At 73.2% G+C, this 24,923-nt stretch carries 22 protein-coding genes and 1 riboswitch; of the genes, 13 read left to right on the forward strand and 9 right to left on the reverse strand.

Annotated elements, in window-relative coordinates; genetic code table 11:
- The first annotated feature begins 102 nt into the window (after positions 1–102).
- The 5 genes from AB0N27_RS20520 (at position 103) to AB0N27_RS20540 (ending at position 5,017) form a co-directional block, all read left to right on the forward strand.
- Positions 103–2,043: an amino acid transporter gene (locus AB0N27_RS20520; RefSeq protein ID WP_364371906.1), complete on the forward strand. Its 1,941-nt coding sequence runs from the start codon at positions 103–105 to the stop codon at positions 2,041–2,043.
- 85 nt (positions 2,044–2,128) lie between these two features.
- Positions 2,129–2,239, forward strand: a riboswitch (SAM riboswitch).
- Between the two features lie 33 nt (positions 2,240–2,272).
- A complete protein-coding gene (locus AB0N27_RS20525; RefSeq protein WP_364371909.1) occupies positions 2,273–2,413 on the forward strand; it encodes a hypothetical protein in 141 nt (46 codons plus the stop codon).
- 97 nt (positions 2,414–2,510) lie between these two features.
- Entirely contained in the window at positions 2,511–3,464 is a 954-nt protein-coding gene (locus AB0N27_RS20530; protein WP_364371912.1) for an ABC transporter substrate-binding protein, read from the forward strand.
- Positions 3,465–3,509: 45 nt separating this feature from the next.
- On the forward strand, positions 3,510–4,289 hold the full coding sequence (locus tag AB0N27_RS20535) for an amino acid ABC transporter permease (protein ID WP_364371915.1): 780 nt from the start codon (positions 3,510–3,512) through the stop codon (positions 4,287–4,289).
- Positions 4,286–5,017 (forward strand): amino acid ABC transporter ATP-binding protein, encoded by a 732-nt coding sequence (locus tag AB0N27_RS20540; RefSeq protein ID WP_364371918.1) that lies wholly within the window; start codon positions 4,286–4,288, stop codon positions 5,015–5,017. The genes AB0N27_RS20535 and AB0N27_RS20540 overlap by 4 nt, the downstream gene beginning before the upstream one ends.
- A 69-nt stretch (positions 5,018–5,086) precedes the next feature.
- Here AB0N27_RS20540 and AB0N27_RS20545 read toward each other — a convergent pair whose 3' ends face one another.
- Positions 5,087–6,712, reverse strand: coding sequence for a Na+/H+ antiporter (locus AB0N27_RS20545; RefSeq protein ID WP_364371921.1), 1,626 nt, complete (start codon positions 6,710–6,712; stop codon positions 5,087–5,089).
- Positions 6,713–6,765: 53 nt separating this feature from the next.
- Complete coding sequence (locus AB0N27_RS20550; protein ID WP_364371924.1) at positions 6,766–10,062, reverse strand: BTAD domain-containing putative transcriptional regulator; 3,297 nt, start codon at positions 10,060–10,062, stop codon at positions 6,766–6,768.
- A gap of 156 nt (positions 10,063–10,218) precedes the next feature.
- Between AB0N27_RS20550 and AB0N27_RS20555 the strand changes: the two genes are divergently transcribed.
- The 3 genes from AB0N27_RS20555 to AB0N27_RS20565 all read left to right on the forward strand — a co-directional run bounded on the left by AB0N27_RS20555 (position 10,219) and on the right by AB0N27_RS20565 (position 12,263).
- Positions 10,219–11,115 (forward strand): alpha/beta hydrolase, encoded by an 897-nt coding sequence (locus tag AB0N27_RS20555; protein ID WP_364371927.1) that lies wholly within the window; start codon positions 10,219–10,221, stop codon positions 11,113–11,115.
- A 306-nt stretch (positions 11,116–11,421) separates the two neighbouring features.
- Positions 11,422–11,871 (forward strand): hypothetical protein, encoded by a 450-nt coding sequence (locus AB0N27_RS20560; protein WP_364371930.1) that lies wholly within the window; start codon positions 11,422–11,424, stop codon positions 11,869–11,871.
- Entirely contained in the window at positions 11,868–12,263 is a 396-nt protein-coding gene (locus tag AB0N27_RS20565) for a hypothetical protein (protein WP_364371933.1), read from the forward strand. The genes AB0N27_RS20560 and AB0N27_RS20565 overlap by 4 nt, the downstream gene beginning before the upstream one ends.
- 19 nt (positions 12,264–12,282) lie before the next feature.
- Here AB0N27_RS20565 and AB0N27_RS20570 read toward each other — a convergent pair whose 3' ends face one another.
- The 5 genes from AB0N27_RS20570 to AB0N27_RS20590 all read right to left on the reverse strand — a co-directional run bounded on the left by AB0N27_RS20570 (position 12,283) and on the right by AB0N27_RS20590 (position 18,937).
- On the reverse strand, positions 12,283–14,463 hold the full coding sequence (locus AB0N27_RS20570) for a hypothetical protein (protein ID WP_364371936.1): 2,181 nt from the start codon (positions 14,461–14,463) through the stop codon (positions 12,283–12,285).
- 8 nt (positions 14,464–14,471) lie between these two features.
- Positions 14,472–15,674 (reverse strand): low temperature requirement protein A, encoded by a 1,203-nt coding sequence (locus AB0N27_RS20575; protein WP_364371939.1) that lies wholly within the window; start codon positions 15,672–15,674, stop codon positions 14,472–14,474.
- Between the two features lie 116 nt (positions 15,675–15,790).
- A complete protein-coding gene (locus tag AB0N27_RS20580) occupies positions 15,791–16,558 on the reverse strand; it encodes a TetR/AcrR family transcriptional regulator (protein WP_364371942.1) in 768 nt (255 codons plus the stop codon).
- Between the two features lie 55 nt (positions 16,559–16,613).
- The gene (locus tag AB0N27_RS20585) at positions 16,614–18,248 is read right to left on the reverse strand and encodes an MFS transporter (RefSeq protein ID WP_364371945.1); all 1,635 of its coding nucleotides are present in this window, start codon (positions 18,246–18,248) and stop codon (positions 16,614–16,616) included.
- Positions 18,242–18,937 (reverse strand): SDR family oxidoreductase, encoded by a 696-nt coding sequence (locus AB0N27_RS20590; protein WP_364371948.1) that lies wholly within the window; start codon positions 18,935–18,937, stop codon positions 18,242–18,244. The genes AB0N27_RS20585 and AB0N27_RS20590 overlap by 7 nt, the downstream gene beginning before the upstream one ends.
- Positions 18,938–19,099: 162 nt before the next feature.
- Here AB0N27_RS20590 and AB0N27_RS20595 point away from each other — a divergent pair, with 162 nt between their 5' ends.
- From AB0N27_RS20595 to AB0N27_RS20615, 5 genes are all read left to right on the forward strand, one after another.
- Complete coding sequence (locus AB0N27_RS20595; protein WP_364371951.1) at positions 19,100–20,389, forward strand: histidine kinase; 1,290 nt, start codon at positions 19,100–19,102, stop codon at positions 20,387–20,389.
- A complete protein-coding gene (locus tag AB0N27_RS20600) occupies positions 20,377–21,042 on the forward strand; it encodes a response regulator transcription factor (RefSeq protein WP_364371954.1) in 666 nt (221 codons plus the stop codon). Before AB0N27_RS20595 ends, AB0N27_RS20600 begins: the two co-directional genes overlap by 13 nt.
- 88 nt (positions 21,043–21,130) lie before the next feature.
- On the forward strand, positions 21,131–22,192 hold the full coding sequence (locus AB0N27_RS20605) for a Gfo/Idh/MocA family oxidoreductase (protein ID WP_364371957.1): 1,062 nt from the start codon (positions 21,131–21,133) through the stop codon (positions 22,190–22,192).
- A gap of 201 nt (positions 22,193–22,393) precedes the next feature.
- Positions 22,394–22,945, forward strand: coding sequence for a DUF1062 domain-containing protein (locus tag AB0N27_RS20610; protein WP_364371960.1), 552 nt, complete (start codon positions 22,394–22,396; stop codon positions 22,943–22,945).
- 165 nt (positions 22,946–23,110) lie between these two features.
- Complete coding sequence (locus AB0N27_RS20615) at positions 23,111–24,250, forward strand: carboxypeptidase-like regulatory domain-containing protein (protein ID WP_364371963.1); 1,140 nt, start codon at positions 23,111–23,113, stop codon at positions 24,248–24,250.
- A gap of 3 nt (positions 24,251–24,253) precedes the next feature.
- On the opposite strand, the gene AB0N27_RS20620 is transcribed toward AB0N27_RS20615, so the two are convergent.
- Positions 24,254–24,412 carry a hypothetical protein gene (locus AB0N27_RS20620; protein WP_364371966.1) on the reverse strand — a complete coding sequence of 53 codons (159 nt, stop codon included), beginning with the start codon at positions 24,410–24,412 and terminating at the stop codon, positions 24,254–24,256.
- A 182-nt stretch (positions 24,413–24,594) separates the two neighbouring features.
- Complete coding sequence (locus AB0N27_RS20625) at positions 24,595–24,816, reverse strand: hypothetical protein (protein ID WP_030335934.1); 222 nt, start codon at positions 24,814–24,816, stop codon at positions 24,595–24,597.
- Between the last annotated feature and the right edge of the window lie 107 nt (positions 24,817–24,923).

A 24,923-nucleotide genomic window follows, 5' to 3' on the forward strand; every position in this document is an offset into this window, starting at 1 on the left:
GCTGCGGGACGGGCACGGGCGGGTTCGGCGTACCTGCGGACGGGCGCGTACGACCGGGCGGATACTCGCGGTGAGCAGGGGCGGAGGACGGGGGAAGCGCCGGTGCGGGTCGACAGGCGCGCCGGGCGGCTGCGCGGCTGGCTGCTCGGCGGCGGTACGGAGCGGGCCGGGCGGCACCCCGGCCCGCACGGCCGCCCGCGGCGGGACCGGCAGCACCCCTGGTGGAGGGTGATGTGCCTGACCGGTGTCGACTACTTCTCGACGCTCGGCTACCAGCCGGGAATCGCGGCGCTGGCCGCCGGGGTGCTGTCGCCGGTGGCGACCCTGGTGCTGGTGCTTGTGACGCTGCTGGGCGCGCTGCCCGTGTACCGGCGGGTGGCGGTGGAGAGCCCGCACGGCGAGGGTTCGATAGCGATGCTGGTCCGTCTGCTGAGCTTCTGGCCGGGAAAGCTGCTCGTGCTGGTGCTGCTGGGGTTCGCGGCCACCGACTTCATCATCACCATCACCCTCTCGGCGGCGGACGCGACGGCCCACATCGACGAGAACCCGTTCCTGCCCGCCGGCCTCAAGGGGCACGAGCTGCCACTCACGCTGCTGCTGGTGGCGTTGCTGGGCGCGGTGTTCCTCAAGGGATTCGGCGAGGCCATCGGGATCGCCGTCGCCCTGGTGGCGGTCTACCTCACGTTGAACGCGGTGGTGATCGCCGTCGCGTTGGAGCGGGTGGTGACGCACCCGAGCGCGGTCGGGGACTGGGGCACCGCGCTGACCACCGGGCACGGCGACCCCCTGCTGGTGGTCGGACTGTCCCTGCTGGTCTTTCCGAAACTGGCGCTGGGTCTGTCCGGGTTCGAGACCGGGGTGGCCGTGATGCCGCACATCCGGGGGGACCGGCAGGACTCCGAGGACCGGCCCTCGGGGCGGATCCGTGGCGCGCGCCGGCTGCTCACCACCGCCGCGACGATCATGAGCGTCTTCCTGATCACCAGCAGCGTGACAACCACTGTGCTGATCCCGCCCGAGGCGTTCCAACCGGGCGGCCCCGCGAACGGCCGGGCACTGGCCTACCTGGCGCACCAGTACCTCGGCGAGGTGTTCGGCACCGTCTACGACCTGTCCACCATCGGGATCCTCTGGTTCGCCGGCGCCTCGGCGATGGCCGGACTGCTCAACCTCGTACCCCGCTATCTGCCCCGCTACGGCATGGCCCCCACCTGGGCCCGGGCCGTACGCCCGCTGGTCCTGGTCTTCACCACAGTGGCGTTCCTGATCACTGTGGTCTTCGACGCCAGCGTGGACGCGCAGGGCGGCGCGTACGCCACAGGGGTCCTGGTGTTGATCACCTCGGCGGCGACGGCGGTGACCCTCGCGGCGCGGCGCCGGCGGCAGCGGGGCCTGACGCTCGCGTTCGGGACCATCGCGGTGATCTTCGTGTACACGACGGTGGCGAACGTCGTGCAACGCCCCGACGGCGTCAAGATCGCGGCGTGTTTCATCGGCGGGATGATCCTGGTGTCGGTGCTGTCCCGACTGATGCGGGCCTACGAGCTGCGGGTCGACCACGTGGAGCTGGATCCGGCAGCGGCCCGGATGATCGACGAGCGGGCCACCCACCGGATCCGCCTCGTCGCGCACGAGCCGGAGCGCCGGGACCCGGCCGAGTACCGCGCCAAGCTGGCCCAGACCATGGCGGACAACGACTTTCCCGACGACGGCGACGTCATCTTCGTCGAGGTGCACGTCACCGACCCGTCGGACTTCGAGACCGCGCTGCTGGTCCGCGGCAGCGTGGCGCACGACAGCTACCAGGTGCTCAGTCTGGCGAGTTCCTCGGTGCCCAGCGCGCTCGCCGCCCTGCTGCTGGAGATCCGCGACCGGAGCCGGCGTCGCCCCCACATCTACTTCGAGTGGACCGAGGGCGGCCCGGTTCGCAACCTGCTGCGCTACCTGGCGTTCGGGCAGGGCGCGATCGCCCCGGTCACCCGGGAGATCCTGCGCCGCCAGGAGCCCGACCCTCGCCGCCGCCCGCACGTGCACGCCGGTTGACCTGCCGGTCGACGGCCGTCGCGGACGGTGAGCGTGGTCATAACGGCTGGACGACCCACCGGTTCCGGCTGCTAGCCTCGGCGCAGGTCATGAGCGCCAGCGCGAAGCCCCGGCTCGCTGGCCGGCAACCCTCCTCCGCGGTGGGGTGCCCCGGGTGAAGACCAGGCACCGGCGGACGTCGGTGCAAGCGTGGCCTGGCACCCAGGTCAGCACAGACCCGGGAGACCGTATGCGCATCCTCAGCTCCATCCCACCGGCCGACCTCGCGGATCTTCGCGTCGGCCGCCTCTCGGCGGCACTGACCAGGCGTCGGCACGTGGACATGATGCGAATGTGCAGCGCGGCGTGTCGCCGCCGCACCGCGCTCTGACGCGTCCCTCTTCTCACACCACTTTTCCAGCGGTACGCCCATCGGGCGCACCGTCCGCGGCGCGTACCCGCCGCGACGCACCCCATCGGAGAGACCTGTGCGATTCCTTCCTGCCCTGACCCGTGTCGCCGCCCTGGGCGCGGCCACCATCCTGGCCGCGACCGCGCTCACCGCCTGCGGCGACGACGCCTCGACCGACGCCGCCGCCAACCCGTACGGCCTGGCGCGGCCGGGTGTCCTGCGCGCCGGCACGCTCACCGACGCCCCGCCGAACGTCTACCTCAAGGACGGTAAGTTCACCGGCTTCGACAACGACCTGCTGACCGCGGTGGCCGGCAAGCTCGGCCTGACCGTCGAGTTCGTCGGCACCGACTTCTCCGCCCTGCTCAGCCAGGTCAACAACCACAAGTTCGACGTCGGCAGCTCCTCGATCACCATCACCGAGGCGCGCAAGAAGACAGTCGACTTCGGCAACGGCTACGACTTCGGCTACTTCGGCCTGGACGTCCCGGCCGGCTCGCCGATCACCAGCTTCGACCAGTTGGCAGGCAAGCGGGTCGTGGTGGTGCAGGGCACCGTCCAGGACGACTACGCCACAGGCAAGCAGCTCGACCCGGTGCGGGTGCCGGACTACAACGGCGCGATCAACCAGCTCAAGGCCGGCACCGCCGACGCGTGGATCGCCCCGGCGGAGATCGGCGAGAAGTCGGCAGCCGACAGCAACGGCAAGATCACCGTGGCGGCCAAGCAGCTCAGCCCGGCGCCTACCGCGTACGCCGTGGCCAAGGGCGGCGACAAGCTGCGCGAGGCGCTGAACAAGGCCCTCGACGAGGTCATCGCGGACGGCACCTGGAGCCGTCTGCAGGCGCAGTACTACCCGGGTCGGCCGATCCCGGCGGACTTCACGCCGGGCAGCGGCGCTGTCGCGGCGCCGTCCGCGTCGGTGGCGCCGTCCGCGTCCGCGTCGGTTGCGCCGTCCGCGTCCGCGTCGGTTGCGCCGTCGACGTCCGCGTCGGTGGCGCCGTCCGCGTCCGCGTCGACCGCGTCCTGAGCGGTAACCGGTGACGAGCGAGCGGGGCGGTAGGAGAGGCGACCGATGGATCCGTTGAGCACCCTGTGGGAGACGTTCTTCGACGCCGACGCGATGCGTGAGGCGCTGCCCGAGATGCTTACCGTCGGGCTGCCGAACACGCTGATCCTGGCGGTCTCCGCCGCCCTGCTCGGCTCGGTGCTGGGCCTGCTGCTGGCCGTCGCCGGCATCTCCCGTACCCGGTGGCTGCGCTGGCCCGCGCGGGTCTACACCGACGTGTTCCGGGGCCTGCCGGCCGCCGCGACGATCCTGCTGATCGGGGTCGGGCTGGCGCCGCTGGGCATGGAGATCTGGGGGCCGGACCCGTACCCGCTGGGCATCCTGGCGCTGTCGTTGATCGCGGCGGCGTACATCGGGGAGATCTTCCGCTCCGGCATCCAGTCGGTGGAGGCCGCCCAGTTGGAGGGCGCCCGCGCCCTGGGTTTCTCCTGGGCCGACGCGATGCGGCTGGTGATCATCCCGCAGGGCATCCGGCGGGTGCTGCCCGCCTGGGTGAACCAGCTCATCGCGTTGATCAAGGACTCCAGCCTGGTCTACTTCCTCGGGCTGGTGGCCAGCCAGCGGGAGCTGTTCCGGATCGGGCAGGACTACGCGGCCACCACCGGCAACGAGTCCGCGCTGCTGCTCGCCGGGCTCTTCTACCTGGCGTTGACGGTCCCGCTGACGCACGTCGTCAACTGGATCGACAGGCGGCTGCGGCACGGCCGGCCGGCCACCGCTGCCGTCGACGAGGACGAGGACGAAACCCCGGCGCTCGCCGGGGCCCCGGAAGGAGACAGGCGATGACCACCTCGGTGAGCCTGGAGGCGCGCGACGTCCACCTCGCCTTCGGACCGAACCGGGTGCTGCGCGGCGTCGACCTCACCGTGGCGCGCGGTGCGACGGCCTGCGTGATCGGGCCGTCCGGGTCGGGCAAGTCCACTCTGCTGCGGACCCTCAACCGGCTGATCGAGCCCGACCGCGGCGACGTGCTGCTGGACGGCCGCAGCGTGCTGCGCGACGACCCGGACGCGCTGCGCCAGCGGGTCGGCATGGTGTTCCAGCAGTTCAACCTGTTCCCGCACATGACCGTGCTGCGCAACATCACCCTGGCCCTGCGCCGCCTGCGCAAGCTCGGCGAGGACGAGGCGGACGCGGTCGCCCGCGCCCAACTGGAGCTGGTGGGGCTGGCCGGCAAGGCGAACTCCCGGCCGACGCAGCTCTCCGGCGGTCAGCAGCAGCGTGTGGCGATCGCCCGGGCTCTGGCCCTGCGACCCGAGGTGATGCTCTTCGACGAGGCCACCTCGGCGCTCGATCCCGAGCTGGTCAAGGGCGTGCTCGGGGTGATGGCCGACCTGTCCGCCGCCGGGATGACAATGGTGGTGGTGACCCACGAGATGGGGTTCGCCCGGCAGGTCGCCGACACCGTCGCCTTCATGGACCGGGGCGTGGTGCTGGAGGCCGGCCCGCCCGAGGCGATCTTCGAGGGCGCCGAGCATCCCCGGCTGCGCCGTTTCCTCGCGCAGGTGCTCTGAGGACCGCCGCTCACCCGGCCTGGCGGCGCAGGTGCGCGGCGAACGTCAGGGGTCCGGCCGCGGTCTCGGTCACTCGCTCGGTCCGCGTCCCAGCAGCCGGATCTCCTCGTTGTCAAGCGCGGCCTGCAACTCCAGCAGCACGAGGTCGTCGATCTCCCGGCTGTCGCGAAGGCGGGTGACCTCCCGGCGCTTGTGGGCGAGGACGCCCAGGCGCAGGTCGCGTTCCAGCCGGCGTTCCTCGGCGGTGTCCCCGCCGCTCTCGTTGGCGTCTTCCAGGTGCCGCTGGTACTCGGCCTGCAACCGGCGTACCGCCTCCTCGCCGGCGCCCACCTCGGCGGCTACGCGGGGCACCATGGCCAGGCCGACCTGGGTGGCGCGCATACGGGCCAGCCGGGCCTCGTCGACCCGTTCCGGGTCGCCGGCCAGTCCCGCCCAGCGCACCACGAGCGGCAGGGTGGTGCCCTGAATGAGCATGATCAACACGATCACCAGCGCCGTCACGAAGATGATCAGGTCGCGTTCGACGACCGGGCGACCGGCGACAGTCATCGTCGGGACGGCCAGCGCTGCCGCGAGCGACACGGCGCCCCGGAAGCCGGCCCAGCCCGCCACGGTCCCCACCCGCCAGCTCGACGGTTGCGCGCCCTGCTCCACCATCCGGCGGCGTCGCAGTCTCGCCGACTGCGACGTCAGGTAGATGAAGAACAGCCGGGTGCAGAGGACCACCACGGTGACCACCAGCACGATCACCACGGCCCGCCCCGGCGAGGTGCTCGTGACGCCCCGCACCGCCCGGGGGATCTGCGTGCCGAGCAGCACGAACAGACCGCCGTTGATGAGGAACGTGGACAGGTCCCAGAACGCGTACGCCAGCACCCGGGACCGGGCACGGATCACCCGTGGACCGGCGTACGCCAGCACCAGCCCGGCGACCACCACCGCCAGCACCCCGCTGGCGTGCACCGAGTCGGCGAGCAGGAACGCGGCGAACGGAGTCAGGACGCTCAGCGCGCCCTCGCGCAGCGGATCGTCGAGCCGCTTGCGGATCAGCACCACGGCGAAGCCCACAAGCAGGCCGGCGAGCACGCCGCCGACGCTGGCCCCGACGAACTCCTCGCCGATGCCCAGCACGCCCGGATCCGCGCTGTGGGTGAGCAGCCCCACGGCCACCGCGAAGACCACGAGCGCGGTGCCGTCGTTGATCAGGCTCTCCGCGTGCAGGGTGGTGAGGAGCTTGCGGGGCAACCGTTTGGCCAGGCCTGTGACAGCCGCCGCGTCCGTCGGTGCGAGGACGGCGCCGAGCACCCAGGCGGCGGCGGGATTCACCCCGAACGCCTGCGCGGTGAACGACACGGTGATCATGGTGAGCACCACGAGCACCACGGCGAGCAGACCGATCACCGGCAGGTTGGCCCGGATCTCGCGCAGGCTGATGGTGAGGCTCTCCCGGTACAGGATCGCCGGCAGGAAGATCAACAGCACCAGGTCCGGTTCCAGGGTCAACTCGGACAGCGGCGGCGCCAGCCCGAGCAGCACCCCGAAGGCGATGAGCAGGACCGGCGGCGCGACCCGGTACCGGCCGCCGAGCGTGGTGCCGACCAGGACGGTGACGCCCAGCACCACGATCAGGACGAGCACCTCCACGGCGTACCCCCCTCGGTCCCTGGCCGACGGCTTACCCGCCGGCGGTTCCATCTGACCGCACCCACCGGCCGGTTCCGACGGAAAGTCCGCAAGTCGTGGCGGGGTCAGCCGCCGGCGCGGGCCTGGGCGGTCACCGCTCGGGCGGTACGACGGTGCCGGGCCGCCTCGTCGTCCCGGCCCAGCGCCGCCGCGAGGTCGGCGAGGTGCCCGGCCACCGGGCCGACGGTGAGCATTCCGCTGCCGGCCGCCAGCTCCCCGGCCGCGGGCAGCAGCTCGGCGTGGACCCGGTCCATCGTGACCCGGTCGTCGAGCAGCCGCGCCGCCCGGCCGACGAGACAGAGGCGGACCTCGCGCAGCAGGTCGTGCGGCCCCGGCGGCAGTGCCCGCAGGGCCTCCCCGGCCGCGGTCCGGTCACCGGCGGCGACCAGCAGCAGCGGGCGGACCCACGGCTCGTGCGGCCCCCAGTCCAGACCCGCCCAACCCTCGTCGCCAGGCCCCGGGAGCGGACGGTCGTCGGCCAGCCGCAGGCCGAGCAGCGCCAGCGGGAGCAGACCGCGGGTCAGGCCCGGCATGCCGTCACCGGGCAGCCGGTCGGCAGCCGCCCGGTACGCGTCGGCAGCCGCGGCCGACTCGCCGTCCAGTGCCAGCCGCAGCGCGGCGTACCACCTGGTGAAGACGCCGACCAGTGGCAGCTCGTACCGTTCGGCGAGGCGGTCGGCGGCGCGGGCGTGGGCGTCGGCGGCCTGCCGGTCGCCCAGCGCGCAGGAGGCCTGGACCAGGATCAGGTGACCCGCCACCTCGAAGGTCACCAGCTGGTGCCGGGCGGCCAGGTCGACCAGCTCGGCGCCGATCCGGGCGCGTTCACCAGCCAGGCCGACCCGGTCGAAGGCGTGCATGAAGCGGGCGTTCAGCGCGAACGCCAGCAGCCCGGGGTCACCGACCGTCCGGGCTGTCGACTCGGCCTCGTCGGCCGCCCGACGCCCACGGTCGGTGACGGTTCCGCGCAGCTCCAGGGCGAGGGTGCTCAGCAGCCGGCTGCGCCGCGCCGACCCGGTCGCGCCGAGGGCCGCCAGGGCACGCTCGGCGACCTGCGCGATCCGCCCGGAGAGCAGGTCGTCGTCGTTGCGCGTCCAGATCGCCGGCACGTCGAAGCCGGTGAGCACCTCCTCGATCAGCAGGGGGTCGCCGACGGACTCGGCGGCCGTGATCGCCTCGGCCCTGACCCGCCGCGCCTCGGCGAGGCGGCCCGTGACGGCGAGCGCACGCCCCAGACCCACAAGCGCCGTCAACCGCTCGCGGTGGTGGACCTCGCCGGCCCGGTCGTACGCGTCGACCGCCTGCCGCCACAACCGGGCCGCCTCGTGCGGGTTGCCGCCCCGTTCGGCCTGCTGGGCCGCCGTGCGGGCGTACGCGGCGGCGCGACCGGCGGCGACCGGCCCGCCGGCGCGCAGCAGGTGGTGGGCGAGCGCGGCGGGTTCGACGGGTTCGCGCTGTGGCAGCACCTCGGCGGCGGCACCGTGCCAGGCGGCGCGGCGCGGCGCGGACAGATCGGCGTAGAGCGTGTCGCGGACCAGGATGTGGGCGAAGCGCAACTGCCCGTCGGTGTCCCGCTCGACGAGGAAGCCCGCCTGAAGGGCGCGGTCCACGGCGTCCAGCACTGTCGAGGGGTCGTCCGCCAACGCGCTGAGCGCCTGCGGGTCGAGGTCCCGGCCGAGCACCGCCGCCTGCCGCAGAACGGTACGGGTGGGCGCGGGCAGCTGCGCCAGCCGGTGCCGGATCACGTCGCGTACGCCGGGCGGCACCGCCGCCAGCGCGGCGTCGCCCTCGCCCGCGTACAGCTGGGCCAGCTCCCGTACGAAGAAGGGGTTGCCGCCGCTGCGGTGGTGGATCAGCCGGGCGGTGGCCGCGTCCAGGTCCACTCCGGCGACGGCGCTCGCCAGTTCGCCTGTCGCCGGGGCGGGCAGTCCGGCGAGATACTCGCGCACCGGTTCGAGGCCGGCCGCGCGGGCCAGGGCGGCGGTGAGCGCCGGACTGATCTCGGTGGCCCGGTACGTGCCGAGGATCAGGACCGGCCCGCCGGCCGGTTGCGGCCCGGCCAGGATCGCGGTCAGCAGGTCCAGGGTGTCGCCGTCGGCGCGGTGCAGGTCGTCCAGGACGATCAGCACCGGTTGCCGGTCGGCGACCGCGGAGACCAGCGAGGCGACCGCGCGGTGCCTGCGGAACCGTGTGACGCTTGCCTCGCCCGTGGCGGGGTCGTCCTGTTCGTCGACGCCTGTCGAGCCGGCGAGCGCCTCGGTGACCTGCGTCCAGGGCCAGGCCGCCGGTGCGCCCTCGTACTCCGGGCTGCGTCCCCACGCCGTGGCCCATCCCTGCACAGCTAGCTGCCGGGTGAGCGTCTCGGCAAGCGCGGTCTTGCCGGCTCCCGGCTCGCCGCTGAGCAGGGCGAGCACGGGCCGGCGGCGACCGGCGGCGGTGTCGGCGGCCAGCCGCAGCCGGGCCAGCTCCGCGTCGCGGCCGACGAACGGACGCTCCCGCGCCGCCGCGACGGGACGGTCCGCGGTCACGACGGGACGATCGGCGGTCCCGATGTCGGGGGCGGCGTCGAGGTGCGGGGTGAGGTGCGGGGCCTGGGCCAGGATGTCGGCCTCCAGCCGCCGCAGCTCCGGCCCCGGGTCCACACCCAGCGCGCTCACCAGGGCGGCCCGGGCCTCGCGGAGCGCGGCCAGCGCGTCACCCTGCCGACCGGCGCGGTACCTGGCCATCGCCAGCAACCGCCAGGCGTCCTCGCGCAGCGGGTTGCCGGCGAGGTGGGCCGGCAGGTCGGTGGCGGCCTCGTCCGGCCGCCCCAACGCCAGCAGCGCCTCGGCCCGCCGTTCGACGGCGAGCATTCGCAGCTCGTCCAGTCGGTTGACCTCCGCGACCGCCCAGGCCTCGTTCGCGCAGTCGGCGTACGCGGGGCCGCGCCACAACCCGAGTGCCGCATCCAGGGCCTCCAGAGCCGGGGCGGGACGTCCCGCGGCCAACAGCCGGCCGCTCTCGCCGACTGCGGCCTCGAACCGGTCGGCGTCCACCGCGTCCGGGCCGGCCCGCAGCGCGTACCCCGGTGCCTCGGTGAGCAGGATCCGGGGCGGCGTGCGGGGCGGCCGGTCGGGCTCCAGCGCCCGGCGCAGGTCGGCCACGAAGGTGCGGATGGCGCCCACCGCGCCGTCCGGCGCGACGTCCCACAGGTCGTCGACGAGCCGTTCCACAGGCACCACCCGGCCGTGGGCGATCAACAGCCGGGCCAGCACGAGGCGCTGCCGGTGCCCCCTGAGCGGGACCGGGCCACTCTCGGTGGCGGCGGTCACCGGCCCGAGCACACCGAAGGTCACCGTCGGAGCGGCCGCCGGCTGCCTGGTCATGGCACCAATCTAGGCGGGCCGGCGCGGACCACGGCCGCCCGCCCGCACTGATCGGACGCTCACCGTCCGCTGATCGCCACGGGGCAGGCTCGACGACGTACGACGGCGTCCGGCCACCGCGCCGGACCCGCCCTCATCACCAGGAAGGTTCCACCAGTGGACCCCAGGATCAACGGATTCGACTACCAGCGCGTAACCGTCGCCGACGGCGTGACGCTCAACGCCGCCGTGGGCGGTTCCGGGCCACCTGTCGTGCTGCTGCACGGCTTTCCGCAGACGCACCTCATCTGGCGGCACGTCGCGGCCGACCTGGCCGCCGACCACACGGTCATCTGCCCCGACCTGCGGGGGTACGGCGACAGCGACAAGCCCGTGGACAGCGACGGCACCGCGTACGCCAAGCGCACCATGGCCGCTGACATCGTGGCGCTGGCCGGGGCGCTCGGCCACGAACGGTTCGCGCTGGCCGGGCACGACCGGGGTGCCCTTGTGGCGTTCCGCGCCGGTCTCGACCACCCGGCGGCGATCAGCCAGCTCGCGCTGCTCGACGTGCTGCCCACCCTCGACATGTGGGACGTGCTGCACGGCGCCAGCGCTGCGGTCGCCTTCCACCTCTATCTGATGGCACAGCCGCCCGGTCTGCCCGAGGAGATGATCGCGGCCAACCCGGACGCCTTCTTCGGTCATTTCCTTGACGTCTGGACCCGCGATCCGCAGGCCATGCCGGCGGAGGTGCGGGCCTCGTACCTGCGCGCGTCCCGCAACGCGGTCACCTCGATCGTCGCCGACTACCGCGCGTCCGCTGGCGTCGACGTCGCCCACGACTCCGCCGACCGGGGCGCCGGCCGCCAGCTGTCGATGCCGGTGACCGTGCTCCAGCAGGACTGGGGTGCGGCGCTCGGTTATGACGCGGCCGGGCTGTGGCGGGCGTGGGCACCGGACCTGGCGCACCAGACGGTCGCCTGCGGGCACTTCATGGCCGAGGAGGCGCCGGCCGAGGTGGTCGGAGCGCTGCGTGCCCTGCTCGCCCGCCCGGCCCACAACCCTCGGTAAGATTTCCGACACCAAATGTCACGGGCGGCCCGGGCGAAACTGGGCCGCCCGGCTCGCTTAAAGGCGCTGACCTGCGGAAACGCGACGTTACACCAGGTGGACGCCAACCGGTCATCGGTGATACACAGGCAGGTACCGGCAGCCAACGACGGCCCGTCGCCCATCTCCTCGCCACCGACCGTTCGCACGAAACCGCCACTCCACGGGCCTTAGCCGCAGGACCGCACCCCCGGTCATCACCGTCTCCACACGGCACCGGCCCGACGGCCGATGACGGATGGGACGGTCCTCGACCAGGGAGTTGCCGTGAGATATCTGCGTATCCGAGCCCGCCACCGGCCGTACGAGATGGCCGTCCTGGCCACGTCACCGGTCTGCGGCATCCTGATGTTGACCCTCGACGTCCGGCCGACCTCCGTCCAGACGTCCATGCCGGCGCCCGTGCAGGCGGCCTGGGAGATCGGCCTGATCCTGGTGGGGGTGAGCGGGTTGCTGGGCATTCTGTGGCCCGGCCGGCTCTCCACCGGGCTCGGCATCGAACTCGCGTCGGTCCTGGTGCTCGGCACCATCACCGGCATGTACGTGGTCGCCCTGGTGTCGCTGTGGAACCACCAGTCCCTGGTCACGGCGTCGTTCGTCGCCGCGGTGACGATCGGCTCGATCTGGCGGGGCGTCGAGATCGCCGTCGACCTGCGCCGCCTGGCCCGCGCCTGCGAATACCTGCCCGACCTGCAACTACAGGGGGGTGTCCCGTGAACACCGCGCCGGCGCCGGCGGCACCGCACTGGGTGCAGGTGGCGCTCAGTGTGTTCGGCATCCTCGGCGGCTCCACCGGTCTGGCCGCGATCGCCACGGTGCTGGTGCAGCGGGGAAAGTTCAAGGCCGACGCCGCCGACACCCTCACCGAGGCCGCCCTCACCCTGGTGCAGCCGTTGCAGACCCGGATCACCGAGCTGGAGGGCGAGGCGCTGCACGCCCGCTCGGAGCTGGGGACGCTGCGCGAGCAGGTCAACCAGTTGCAGTTCGTGGTCCGGGTGCTCACCCGGACGCTGGACCGCTGGCGGGCCGCGATCCGCGCGCCGGACGCGACCCTGCGCAAGGTTCGAGCGGTGGTGGCGGAGTCCGAACGACTACCGGACGGCGGCTGACCGGCCCGCCATCTCCGGCTCACAGGTGGCCGGCGGACCCGGAGTCGCGGAGTCGTCTGACGAGCTCGCGCACCGCGGCTCGGAACTCGGGGTCGGATTCGCCCGGATGATGGCCCCGGACCGGTGGTGGCAGGTGGTCCCCCGGCGCGGCCAGCAGCTCCCGGGGGTCCCGCAGCCGCCGGTCGACGGCACCGGCCGGGTCGGCGGCGTCCGGAGGCGGGTCACCGGGGCGGTTCGGGTAGAAGATCCATCCGCCGACCGGGTCGGTGTCGCGCCACAGGTTGATCCACCGCCATCCGACCCGCTGCCCCACCTCACGCATCATCTCCTCGTTGAGGTACGCGGGGTAGAGCCGGGCGTACAGGCGGTCCAGCGGTGATCCGTAGGTGAGCAGAGCGACACGCCGACGCACCTGCGGGGGCAGCCGCAGCACCGCCAGGGCCAGCAACACCGAACCGTGGCTGTGCCCGCAGAGCAGCACCCCGGTGTGCCGCCCGGCGAGTTGGATGATCCGGTCGGCCAGCTCCGGCACCGCCCGGTCGGCGTAACTCGCCGGCGCGAACGGGTGGGCGGCCCGGGGCCAGAAGGTGCCCAGGTCCCACAGGATCCCGACGTGCCTGCGGAACCAGGCCGTCCGGTACCCGAACACACCGAACGTCAGCAGGGTGAGGACCACTGCGGCGACGAGGTAGGTGCCGGCGGTCAGCCCCATCCCGACGGCTTCGGCAGGCAGCCCGACAACCCGCGCCAACTCCTCCGGTTGACGACCGGTGAGCCCGAGCAGGCTGGTGGCCAGTCCGACCGCCGTGAGAACTGCGTACGTGGCGGCCAGCACGCCCAGCCACTCGGTGAAGCGCGCCCGGGCGATGGCCCTGGTGGCCTGCCGCAGCCGCCCGGCCGCCTCCGGCGGTGCGGCGGGAAAGTCGCGGGCGGTGATCGCCTCCGCCGCACGGCGCCGGCGCGAGCGCGACAGCAGGGCTATCGCCCCACACAGCAGCACCGCAGCGCCCACGTGCAGGAAGAAGGCAAGCAGCGTCCAGCGGTACGGCAGCGGCGGCCCGCCGTCACTGAAGTACCCGCCGAGCACCTCCCCCGTCTGGTAGGTCAGGCCGGCGGAGAGCGCACCGGCCAGACCGACCGCGATCGCCGCGATGACTGCCGCGCCCAGTCCGTGCCGGAGCACGACGCGGCCGTCCACCCGACCGCGCTGCCACAGGACCAGGCCGCTGAGCAGCACCAGCAGTGCCATCTGGCCGAGCAGCACCGTGCCAGCGACCCCGTCGTAGCCGGGTAGCCCGCCCGACGGCGGCCAGTCCCGCTCATCGCGGGCGACGGCGACGAGCGTCGCCACACTCAGGCCGACAGCGGCCACGCCCGTCGCGCGGGCGCTGCGGGTGACCGTCCGCGCGGTAGCCACCTGGTCGATCAGACCCGGCGCGGCGAGCAGGCCGACGCAGGCCAGCAGCACCGCCGCGCTGAGCACCAGCAGCAGCGTCGTCGCGACGGTCGCGCCGCCGGCGCGACGGGCCACGAGCAGCACGAGGTTGAGGACGGCGAGCGCGCCGGCGACGTGGATGGCCCGCAGTCGTCCCACGAGCGGCTCCACGGCCCACAACGGGTTGTCGGCCGGTCGGGACCGGCGGGTGCCGAGCAGCCGGAGTAACACGACCGCGGCGATCGGCACCAGCGCCAGCGCGGCGAGCCGCTGCCCGACGTGCCTGTCGTCGAGCCCGGCCATCGTGTCGAAGGGTCCCCGGCACCGGGTGTCGCCGAGACACCGCCAGGCGACCAGGTCGAGGGCGACACCGGCGACGGCCACCACGTACACCGCTGTGAGGTTGAGAGCGAGGAGGCGGCACAGCATGGCGACGCCGCCGGCGCTGCGACCATCCGCCGGCCGCATCCACACCGCCACGTTGCTCAACATGAACGGCAGCAGGAAGACCATGGAGATGGTCCGGGCCACGGTGCCCGAGGGCAGGTCACCCCACCGGTACGCCTCGACGGTCACCCCGTTCGGGTCGGTGCCGTCCGGCTCGTCGGCGCGGTGGAAGCCCCCGCTGCCGTCGCCGGCGACCTGGCGGGTGTGCGCCCGGTCGAGAATGACCGCCGGCTGCGCCCCCGACACGCCGTGCACCCGCAACTGCACCACGTCGTGCAGTCGCGGTTGGTCGCCGTGCCGCGCTGACCTCTCCGGCATCGGGGTGGCTACCCGTGCCGCCGCAGCTCGGACGCGCCGTCGCCGTTGGCGCGCCACACGAACCGCCGTATGCCGGGCATCGCGTCGACCAGGACGATAAGCAGCAACACCCCGGCGACGGCTGCGCTGTTGACGAGTTGCGGACGCCCCTCGCTGGTCAGACCGGCCGCCACGATGGCCGGCACACCGATCAGGCGCGCCCAGGGCAGGCTGGCGTCGATCACGGCCGAGAGCACGATCCGGGCGGTCAGGAACAGCGCCGGGCCGAGGACGCCGACCGCAAACTGCTCCGTGCTGTGCTCGCCCGGGTCGGCGATCGTCATCTCCATGGCGACGGACGTGCCCAGCACCCCGGCGATCATGACGAGGTGCAGGTAGCCGGCCAGGAGCGCCAGCTTGCTGCCGGGCGGGCCCTCCGCCGTGATGGCGGCGCCCAGCCGCGTGCCGGCGGGCACCAGGTAGAGCCGGGCCAGGGCGACCGCGGTCACGAACGCCAGGGCGAACGCCACGCTGCGCTCGCGGTCCAGGTCCGACTGGCTGTAGGTGAAACCGGCGATCAGAATCAGCTCACCCAGCGCGATGATGAAGATCTGCTGGTAGCGCTCGGAGAGGTGTTCCCCGTTCACCTGGAGGTCCGGCCAGGAACTGCGCCCGAGCCGCGGGAACGGCCAGCGCAGCCGGGCCAGGGAGTACTCCAGCAGCAGGGCGAGCGCCCACAGCACCTCGCGTGCCGGTGCGACGACCGCACCGAGCACCCAGAGCACACCGGAGATCGCGAACCAGATCGCCACCCGCAGGCTGCGCAGCTGCAGCGGGTGCCCCCGCAGTGCCGGGATCAGCAGCGCCCCCCGGCCCACATGGATGGCGACGTAGGCGACGGCGAACAGCCCGGCGTGCGAATCGAACGCGGTGGGCACGGCGGAGGCCATCAGCAGACCGCCGAACATCACCCAGAGCAGCAGTACGACGATCAGCGGCGCGCTCGGGTCGAACCAGTCCGCCGACCAGGCGGTCACGAACCACACCCACCAGAGCGCCGCCAGCATCACCAGTGCCTGGAACCCGCCGTTGAGGCTGTGGTCGGCCAGCAGCGCCTGGGACAGCCGGGTCAGCGCGAAGATGAAGGCCAGGTCGAAGAAGAGCTCCAGGAACGACGTCCGGCGAGGGTTCTCGCGCCGCTGAAGCAGCCGCTCGGGGAGGCCGTTCTTCATCGCCCCCCTTCCCGGACGTCGCCCGCCGTCCCAGTCGTACCACCCGGGCGACCGGGCGCGGGCGGGTTCCGTCGAGCCTGGGACGCCGGTGCGGCCGTACCCCTGAGCGGGGGGGGCTACCGGCCGGCCGCCCGCTCGGCGACCACCACCGAGATCCCGTCGAGGACCCGTTGCAGACCGAACTCGAAGGCGTACTCCGGGCCGTACGCGGCGCCGTGCTGCTGGCCCGCAGCCGTACCGACCCGGGAGGCGGTCGGATAGCGGTCGGGCGTCAGGAACGTCTCCAGCCAGGGCGCGTGCGACTGCCACCACTGGCCGTCGGTCAGGCCCGTGTCCCGTTCCAGATCGACCACCTCGGAGGCGGAGCGCGCGGAACTCTTCACGTGCCCGAGCACGAGGGTGAGCACCGCGTCCATCTCGACGTCGGTGAGCCCGATGTCGGCGACCGCGCCGAGTTCGTGGTCGTACTTGGCCACCAGGTGCGGCCCGAGCACCGGTCGGGTCGTCTCGGCCCGCAGCATCCACGGATGCCGCTGGTAGAGCGCGAGATTGTCCCGGGCGATCCGCTCCAGCCGGACCCGCCAGTCCCCCTCGACCGCGGGGCGCGGCATCTCGCCGTACGCCGTGTCGATCATGACGTCGACGAGTTCGGCCTTGCCCGGCACGTAGGTGTACACCGACATCGTGCCCACCCCCAGCGCCTCGCCGACGCGGCGCATGGTCAGCGCGTCGAGGCCCTCGGCGTCGGCGATGTCGATGGCGGCACGGACGATCCGGTCGACGCTGAGCCCCTGCCCGGCGCTGCGGCTGGTCGGCTCCCGGGTACGCCAGAGGATGGCCAGGCTGCGGGCCGGGTCCGCGGTCGCCTTGCGCTCACTCGCCATGGTGCGGCCATCCTAACAACGCGGGCGTACGACGTACGCCGCGCGGCCGGCCGGGTCAGGTGGCCTCGCTGTCGTCGGTCAGGGTGCGGCCGGCGGCGGCCGGCACCAGGTGCCGCACCTCCGGGGCCCCGTCGGCGCACTCCTGGGCCCGCTCCTCGGCCTCGCGGTCCTCGCCGGTCAGCCGGCCACCGTGCTGGCGCAGGTGCTCGTCCCAGGACGGCACCAGATACACCTCGACGAACTGGTCGGTGGTCTCGGCCGGACGGAACAGCCCCCAGCGAATCGCACCTGTCCGCTGCCGTGCGGCGCGCACCAGGTCCATGGCCGCCAGGAACGGCCGGGTCCGATCCGGCCGGACGTTGTACCGCAGCTCCACCAGCACCGGCCCCACCCTCGGGTCCGGCTCGTACGCCAGGTGCAGCTGCGGCCAGTAGGCCGCCGGTTCCCGGTTCACCGCCCGCAGGTCGGGAAGCGGCCAGATCCGGCTCGTCACGGTGCCGACGAGCATCAACGCCGCCGCCGCGAGATAGGCAAGGACCAGGCCACCCATGTCGGCCACCAGCCCCCACAGCAGCGCGCCGACCGCCTGCCCGCCCGCGAAGCACACCTGGTAGACGGCCAGGCCACGGGCGCGTACCCAGGCCGGCAGGAAGAGCTGCATCTCGGCGTTGACGTTGGCCAGCACCGTCACCCAGGCCATCCCGGCGGGCAGCAGGGCGAGAAGCACGAGCGGCACCACACGTACCGTGGCGACCACCGCCAGCGCCACGGTGAACACCGCTCCGGCGCCGAACAGGAGCTGGTTGGCCGACAGGCGGGTACGAATCACGGCCAGCAGCACCCCACCGACGACGGCGCCCACCCCGAGGGCGGCCAGCAGCAGCCCGTACCCGCCGGAGCCCAGCCCCAGCCGACGGCTCGCCACCAACGGCAGCAACGCCCACAGCGCGCTGGCCGGGATCACGAAGACCAGCGCCCGACGCAGCAGCCGACGGACGATGGGCGAGTGGCGGACGTACCGGCTGCCGGCGCGCAGGGCGGCGGTGAAGCGCTCGGGGACCTCGACCGCGCGGGCGTTGCCGGGCCGCCAGCGCCACAGCGTGTACGTGAAGATCAAGAAGGCGACCGCGTTGAGCCCGAAGACCGGAGCGACACCGGTACGGGCGATCAGCACACCGGCCAGCGCCGGTCCGACCGCCCGCGCCACGTTCACGCTTATCGAACCGAGCGCGGACGCCGACCGCAGCTGTTCCTGCGGCACCAGCTCCGGGATCACCGCCGCCCAGGCCGGCAGGGTGAGCGCCTGCCCGACCCCGAACGCGAAGGTGAGCGTCAGCAGCAGGGCCGGCGGCATCCGATCGGTAAGGGTGAGCAGCGTCAGGGCGAGGGCCACCGCGACCAGGAACAGCTGCACGGCGAGCAGCAGGTGCCGGCGGTCGAAGCTGTCCGCGAGCACTCCGGCGGGCAGTGCCAGCAGCAGGACCGGCAGCAGGCTGGCGGTCTGGACCAGGGCGACGAGGGTGGAGGCGTTGGAGTGGTGGATCAGCAGCCACTGCGCGCCGACCGTCTGCATCCAGGTGCCGATGTTGGCGACGAGCAGGGCCAGCCACAGGTTGCGGTAGACAGCTGTCCGCAGCGGCGCCCACGCCGAGGCCGGACGGTCGGAGGGTCCGGCTCCGGCCGTCACCACCGCCCGTCCGCGCGCAGCACGCGCTCGCCTGACACGTACAGGTCGTCGGGTTCGAGCAGCAGCAGCCGGACGACCTCGGTGGCGACCTGCTCCGGTAGGGCGTACACCTCGTCGAGGAACTCGGCGCCCACCCGTTCCTGGAGCCGGGTCGGCATCGGCCCGGGATGCAGCTGCATCACCTTGACCCGGTTGCTGTGCTGCGCCTCGGCGAGCGAGTCGACGAGGCTGCTGCCGTAGCTCTTGGTGGCCCGGTACACCGGGATGCCCGGGCGGGGGGCGGCCACCGCCATCGCGCCGATGTAGACGACGTTCCCGTGGCCCTGCCGGTGCAGGTGCTCCAGCGCCTCCCGCAGCAGGTACGTGACGCCCAGGACGTTGATCTCCACGGCTTGCCGGATGTGCTCCACCGGAAGGTCCATCAGGTCGCCGCCGGCCCACATCGACGCGCAGGCAGCCACCCCGTCGATCGTGCCGTAGCGTCCGACCACCTCGGCGAACCCGTCGCGGACCTGCTCGTAGGAGGAGACGTCGCAGACCGCCCCGTCGCAGCCCAGTTCGTCGGCCGCCGAGGCGACCTCGGCCGGCACGTTGCCGAACACCACCACCCGGTGCTCGTCGACAAGCAGCCGGGCCACCGCGAGGCCGAGTCCGCTGGTACCGCCTACCACCACGAAGGTTCTGGCCCCCATGTCTCTCCCACCGTCGCGAGCACAGCCCACGCCTGTCGCGTGATGGCGAGTCCTTCCCGTTTCCGGACCCCGCACACCCGCCGCGCCGGTAGTGCTGGGCATACCCGAGAAGTGGATCTGGACGGCTGGGGCGGCCGTCCGCCCGCGATTAGCGTCTCCGGCATGACCTCGCCCCGTCCCTCCCACCTGGCCGAAGCGCTGCGTCGCCGCGACTGGCTGGTCTCCGCCTGGCCCTGGCGGGCGCTGGCCTACCTGGTCAGCACCGTGCCGATCGCGGGTGTGCTCGCCGTCGGGTTGCTCGTCATCGGCGCGCCCCTGCTCGCCGCGGTCAACGCGTTGCGGCTGCACGGACGACCGCCGGAGATACCGCTGATGCTGTTCCTGGCGGTCGGCAGCCTCACCCTGCTGGCGCTCGCGCCGATCGTGAGCTTCCCGGTCGCCGCCGTGGAGCGGTGGCGGCTCGGGCTCGTGGACGGCCGCGCCCTGCCGGCGTCCCCGTGGCCGGGCCTGGCCGCCCGGTACCGCACCGCGGCCGGCTGGCGGGAGGTGGCGTACCTGTTCTGGCTGGGCGGGATAGCTCCGGTCGCGTACTGGGTGTTCCTGCTGCTGGTGCTGCTCGACCTCGGGATGGTCACCAGCCCCTGGCTGGTCAGCGACGCCGACCCGGTGGTGGTGTGGCAGCCGATCGAGACCACCGGGGAGGCCGTTCCGTACGCGGTCGTCGGTGTGCTGCTGCTACCGGTCCTGGGGTACGCGGCTGGTCTGCTCGCCGCAGTCCAGGCCGCCGTGGCCCGGTGGGCGCTCGCCTGGCCGGTCGACGCGGCGGCGCTGCGCGAGGTCTCCCGGTCCCGCACCCGCCTGGTCGGCGCGTACGAGGCCGAACGGCGCCGCATCGAGCGGGATCTGCACGACGGCGCGCAGCCCCGGCTGACCAGCCTCACCCTCCAGCTGGGTCTGGCCCGGCTGGACGTACCGGAGGACTCCCCCGCCGCCCGGCCGCTCGCCGTGGCGCACGACCAGGCGCGCGGCCTGATGGTGATGCTGCGGCAGTTGGTGCACGGCATCCGGCCGCAGAGCCTCACCGATCTCGGCCTGGCCGGCGCTGTCCGCGAGCTGGCGGACGCGGCCACCGTCGCGGTCACCGTGCACGCCGACATCGACGGCGAGCTGCCGGAGATCGTCGAGACCACCGCGTACTTCGTGGTGTCCGAGGCGCTGGGAAACGTGGCCCGGCATGCCGGGGCGACACGCGCCGATGTGCGTCTCACCCGGGACGGCGGCGACCTCGTGGTCGAGGTGTCCGACGACGGTCGCGGCGGCGCCGACCCGGCCCGGGGCACCGGCCTGACAGGTCTCGCCGACCGGGTCGCCGCCGTCGACGGGCGGCTGCTGCTGTCCAGCCCGCCCGGCGGGCCTACCCTGGTCCGGGTGGAGCTGCCATGTCGCAGGTGACCCGGGTGGTGCTCGCCGAGGACGAGGTGCTGTTGCGCGAAGGGCTCGTCGCGCTGTTGACCCGCTTCGACTTCGCGGTGTGCGCCGCCGTCGGTTCCGCGCCGGAGCTGCTGGACGCCGCCCGGGAGCACCAGCCGGACCTGGTGCTTACCGACATCCGGATGCCGCCCGGTCGACGGGACGACGGGCTACGCGCGGCCGTGGCACTGCGCGCCGAACGGCCCGGGCTCCCGGTGGTGGTGCTCAGCCAGTACGTGCAGACCGGGTACGCGGCGGCGCTGCTGGACAGTGGCGACGGCCAGCGGGTGGGCTACCTGCTCAAGGACCGCGTGGCCGAGGTCGCCGAGTTCGTCGACACGCTGCGCCGGGTCACCGCGGGCGGCACCGCCATCGACCCGGACGTGGTCCGGCAACTCCTGCACCGCCCGCGTGATCCGCTCGCCGCGCTGTCCGCGCGGGAACGCGAGGTGCTGGCGCTGCTGGCCGAGGGCCGGTCGAACGCGTCGATCGCGGCCCGGCTGCACGTCACCGAGGCGGCGGTCGGCAAGCACGTCGGCAACATCCTGCTCAAGCTCGACCTGCCACCCAGCGACGACACCAACCGGAGGGTGCTCGCGGTGCTCACCTACCTGCGCAGCGACCCGAAGGCCTGACCAGCGCCGGGCCGGGAGCGGGGCGTAGATTCGATAAGCGGTACCGCCGCCGCTCAGGAGCCGCGGACCGGCGAGACGGGGGTGCGGCATGGCGGAGGCGCTGCGGGTTGGCCTGCTGGGGTACGGGCTGGCGGGCCGGGTGTTCCACGCGCCGCTGATCGCCGCGACACCGGGCCTGCGCCTCGACGCCATCGTGACCCGCGATCCGCAGCGGCGCGAGCAGGCCCGGCAGCACTTCCCGGACGCCCGCCTGGTCGACGACGCCGACGAGTTGTGGCGTACGCCGGACGCGTTGGACCTGGTCGTCGTCGCGACGCCGAACCGGCAGCACGTGCCGATGGCGCGGGCGGCGCTCGCGGCGGGCCTGCCGGTCGTCGTCGACAAGCCCCTGTCCCCCACTGCTGCCGAGGGCCGTGCGCTCGTCGACGAGGCATCCGAGCGTGGGGTGCCGCTGACGGTGTTCCAGAACCGGCGCTGGGATGGCGACTTCCTGACCGCCCGCCGCCTGGTCGAGCAGGGCGAGTTGGGGCGGGTGCTGCGCTTCGAGTCCCGGTTCGAGCGCTTTCGGCCGACGATCAAGCCGGGCTGGCGGGAGCTCGCCGGTCCCGAGGAGGCCGGCGGCGCCCTGTTCGACCTCGGCGCGCACCTCGTCGACCAAGCGGTGCAGTTGTTCGGCCGGGTGGACCGCGTGTACGCGGAGGTGGACCGGCGGCGCGCGGGTGCCGCCGTGGACGACGACGCCTTCGTGGCGTTGACCCACGCCGGCGGGGTGCACTCGCACCTGTGGATGGGTGCGGTGACCGCGCAGCTCGGCCCCCGGCTGCGGGTGCTTGGCGACCGGGCCGGCTACACGACGTACGGGCTGGACGTGCAGGAGGCGGCGCTGCACGACGGCGGCCGACCGGACCAGCCGGGCTGGGGCGAGGTCCCGCCGGAGCGGTACGGCATGTTCGGTGTGGACGGTGACCTGCGGCCGGTGCCGACCGAGCCGGGCGCGTACCAGAGCTTCTACGCGCAGGTGGCGGCGGCGCTGCGCGACGGCACGCCGATGCCTGTTGACCCACGCGACTCGGTCGCCACGGTCGAGCTGATCGAACTGGCCCACCGGTCGGCGGCCGAGGGCGCGGTGCTGCCGGTCCCGACCGCCTGAGCGGCGCCTGCCCGAAAAACCGGTGGAGTGGCGCCGCCCTGCGCCACTACCGTGCGGCGCAACCACGTCGTCCAGGTAAAGGGCCGGCCGTTGTACACCCTGTGAGACCTCCCGAGCGCTGATCTGTCGCGCGTCGCGCGTCGCGCATCTGCGCCGCGCTCCTTCTTGCTGCGGACTTCTCACTGAAACCGGTGTACCTCTGTGCTCACAACCTGGGCCGTCGTGCCCACCTGCCTGCCGCTCGTACGCCGCCGTTGCCGCGCGTGTGCGTCCGAGCTCCTTCGGCCAAGCGGCAAATTCCGCGTCAATGCCAACCGCAAGCTCATCGACGTCTGGATCCTCGCGCTCTGCACCGTCTGCGGGGAGACGGCGAAGCTCACGGTCCTGGAACGGGACACGGTGCGTTCCATCCGACCGGAGCTGCTGGACCGGCTGCACGACAACGATCCCGGTCTGACCGCCGAACTGCTCCAGGATCCGGACGTGCGGCGCCACAACCGGTTCGAGCTGGACTGGACCGACGCCTGGCGGCTCGACACGGACGGACCGGATCACCTGGACCACGACAGGATCGACGTCGGGGTCCGCTTCGCCGCCCGGATCCCGGTCCGCCCCGTACGACTGATCGCCGACGGGTGCGGCCTGTCGCGCGGGGAGGTCGAGCGGCTGATCACGGAAGGGAAGATCGTGTCGATGGCCCGGCTGCTGGGGGGCACGCTCTCCGGCGACTTCACCTTCACGCTCAAACGCTGATCCGTCGTCGACAACCTGGGGCCTGTCCGGCACGATCCGCCGGGCAGGCCCCGGCCCGTGTCTCACCGGGCGCGCGGGCGGGTCGCGCCGTCCGTACCGGACAGGGCATAGTGGCCGGCGGCGCCATCGACCGATGTTGCTCGCGCCTGGAGAGGGTGGTGGGAAGTGACGCGCTCAGGTGTCCGCTGGACGGTGGCGGCCGCATTGATCACGCTGGCCGGGGGGACGCTCGCGGTGTCGGCGGTACCCGCGACGGCCGCCCCGGAGACCGTCCGCATCCTGAGCGTGTCGGCGGAGAACGTGAAGCCCGGCGAGAAGGTACGCGTGCGGTTCAGCGTCACCAACAACGGAAGCCGGGCCGACAAGGCCATCGTGGTGGTCGGCGGTGGTCTGCCATGCACCTCCGGATGCCGGGCGGAGCCGAAGCTCGCACCCGGCCGCAGCCAGACCTTCGACGCGACGGTCGTCGCCCCCGCGGCTCACCCGGGCGAGACCACCGGCCTCAACATCTCGATCGGCGTGCGGCTTGCCGGGGAGAACAGCTATGCCTACAAGATGGTCTACGTCCACGGCCCGGGCGCGTCGCCGTCCGGTGGGGACCAGCCGGCGGCAGGGGTGAGCGGGGTCTCCGGCCGGGTCCGCGACTCCGGCGGGAAGGCGATCGGCGGCGTGGCCCTGACCATCCGGGACAGCGCCGGGCACGAGTACCGGACGACAAGCGGAGGCAGCGGCCAGTTCTCGATCACGGCGAGCGCCGGCAGGACGATCGCCGAGGGCCCCATCACGGTTCGCGCGGCAATGGACGGCTACCGCGCCGCCAGCACGACCGTACGGGGCACCGCCGGCGCCGTCGCGACAGTGCGGCTGACCCTCTCCGCGGTGCCGGCGCCCACCACGGCGTCGTCGTCGCCCGCCGTGGAGGCGAGCCCGCTCGACGCGGCGGCCGACGGTACCCCCGGGGCCGCGTCGCCCGCCCTGAAGGCGGTAAGCGACGGGGGAGGCGGTTCGGCGCTGCCCTTCGTCCTGGGCGGCCTACTGGTCGCCGCGGGCCTGGGCACGCTCGTACTGCTGGTGATGCGCCGGAGGACCGCGACGCAGGCGGGGGTTCCTTCGACTACCCAACTGCCGGCGTCGGCGGGCGGGAGCATGGCCGACGCGCCGACAGCGGTGCTCAGGCCCGTGGGTGGCGGGAGCATGACCGACGCGCCGACAGCGGTCCTGCACCGGCCCGTGGGTGGCGGTTTCCCTGGCACGTACGGCGGACCCGCACAGGGTGTGCCCCACCAGGACGGCCACCGAGGTTGAGAGCTATTCGGCTTCCCGCTCGGAGAGGGCGTCGTCCGGCACCCGGGCGTCGTCGTCGGTAAGCGTGTCGTCCGACGAGTGGGTGAGGTTCGCGAGCCGACGCTCGGCCTCCCGGACCTCTTCGTCGAGCCGGGAGTTCTCCTCGTCAGGACCTTGCGACATGGGCGACCTCCATCGGGCACGGACGCCTCGGGTACCCGGCCTGACGGTGGGGACACGGAAAGCGGGAGGTGTCTCGGAGGCCCGGAGGCGCACGGGCGGGGTGAAAAGCCGTGCGCCGGGCCGGTCGGCGGGTGCGCCCGGGCGCAAGCCCAGGAGCGGTGCCGGCCCGGCCCGGCGCCGGATCAGCGCTGCTTCAGCTCGCGCCAGGATGGGTGGGTGCCGCGCCAGGCGTCGGCGAGAATGGCCGCCGAGGCCCGGCTGGGGCACTGCTGCACCCGCTCACGGCCCGACGCCCCACCGATCTGGGCGCGAACCTCCCAACCCTGCCCATCAGTACGGATGTACACGTCCCGGCGCCCGCGCGGGGTCGTGTCTCCGTTCCACCAATGCTCCTCGACCTTCATTCGCCGACCGTATAGCAATTCCCGCGCCGAGGGTACGGCGCAGGATGGCTCAGACCAGGGCAAGAGCCGCATTCCAGGCGTATTTCGGGCCAAGCGTTGACAGTTCG

It is taken from the genome of Micromonospora sp. NPDC093244, assembly GCF_040683695.1.
Classification (GTDB): domain Bacteria; phylum Actinomycetota; class Actinomycetes; order Mycobacteriales; family Micromonosporaceae; genus Micromonospora.

Excerpts from the sequence above, each read along its gene's own strand:
- AB0N27_RS20525 (WP_364371909.1), top strand. The coding sequence starts at position 2,273 with ATGCGCATCCTCAGCTCCATCCCACCGGCCGACCTCGCGGATCTTCGC.
- AB0N27_RS20535 (WP_364371915.1), top strand. The coding sequence starts at position 3,510 with ATGGATCCGTTGAGCACCCTGTGGGAGACGTTCTTCGACGCCGACGCG.
- AB0N27_RS20540 (WP_364371918.1), top strand. The coding sequence starts at position 4,286 with ATGACCACCTCGGTGAGCCTGGAGGCGCGCGACGTCCACCTCGCCTTC.
- AB0N27_RS20545 (WP_364371921.1), bottom strand. The coding sequence starts at position 6,712 with ATGGAACCGCCGGCGGGTAAGCCGTCGGCCAGGGACCGAGGGGGGTAC.
- AB0N27_RS20550 (WP_364371924.1), bottom strand. The coding sequence starts at position 10,062 with ATGACCAGGCAGCCGGCGGCCGCTCCGACGGTGACCTTCGGTGTGCTC.
- AB0N27_RS20570 (WP_364371936.1), bottom strand. The coding sequence starts at position 14,463 with ATGCCGGAGAGGTCAGCGCGGCACGGCGACCAACCGCGACTGCACGAC.
- AB0N27_RS20575 (WP_364371939.1), bottom strand. The coding sequence starts at position 15,674 with ATGAAGAACGGCCTCCCCGAGCGGCTGCTTCAGCGGCGCGAGAACCCT.
- AB0N27_RS20580 (WP_364371942.1), bottom strand. The coding sequence starts at position 16,558 with ATGGCGAGTGAGCGCAAGGCGACCGCGGACCCGGCCCGCAGCCTGGCC.
- AB0N27_RS20590 (WP_364371948.1), bottom strand. The coding sequence starts at position 18,937 with ATGGGGGCCAGAACCTTCGTGGTGGTAGGCGGTACCAGCGGACTCGGC.
- AB0N27_RS20595 (WP_364371951.1), top strand. The coding sequence starts at position 19,100 with ATGACCTCGCCCCGTCCCTCCCACCTGGCCGAAGCGCTGCGTCGCCGC.
- AB0N27_RS20600 (WP_364371954.1), top strand. The coding sequence starts at position 20,377 with ATGTCGCAGGTGACCCGGGTGGTGCTCGCCGAGGACGAGGTGCTGTTG.
- AB0N27_RS20605 (WP_364371957.1), top strand. The coding sequence starts at position 21,131 with ATGGCGGAGGCGCTGCGGGTTGGCCTGCTGGGGTACGGGCTGGCGGGC.
- AB0N27_RS20620 (WP_364371966.1), bottom strand. The coding sequence starts at position 24,412 with ATGTCGCAAGGTCCTGACGAGGAGAACTCCCGGCTCGACGAAGAGGTC.
- AB0N27_RS20625 (WP_030335934.1), bottom strand. The coding sequence starts at position 24,816 with ATGAAGGTCGAGGAGCATTGGTGGAACGGAGACACGACCCCGCGCGGG.